Raw genomic sequence first — 402 nt, forward strand, 5'->3', positions numbered from 1 at the left:
ACGTGCACGCCGCGCCGCTGCCACCAAGGTCGGCGGGGCGCCGGGAACGCGGCAGGGGGGAACGGCGGCGGTGGAGGCGGGTACACGGGGAGGGCGCGTCCTTTGTATGAGGGGAGCGTGTGCGTGAGGAGAGCGTGAGGTGCCCGCACAAGCTACTCCTCACATGAGCGCCTGTTCATTTCTTCACCCGTTCGGGTTTGAAATGTGATCGGCTGTTCGATGGGTCCCCCCGGTGTCTCGTCAACTACCCGTTGGTAGTGACGCGGCGCTGTTGTCGGGGTCATGGCTCCTGTGAAACAACGGAGTTGACGTCGATTCAGAGGAGTATCGGATGAGAGCACTGGCCCGCGTCGCCCCGCCGCTTCTGCTCGCGACCGCCCTGGTGTGGTCCACCGTCGGACC

It is taken from the genome of Kitasatospora putterlickiae (assembly GCF_039527695.1).
Classification (GTDB): Bacteria; Actinomycetota; Actinomycetes; order Streptomycetales; family Streptomycetaceae; genus Kitasatospora; species Kitasatospora putterlickiae.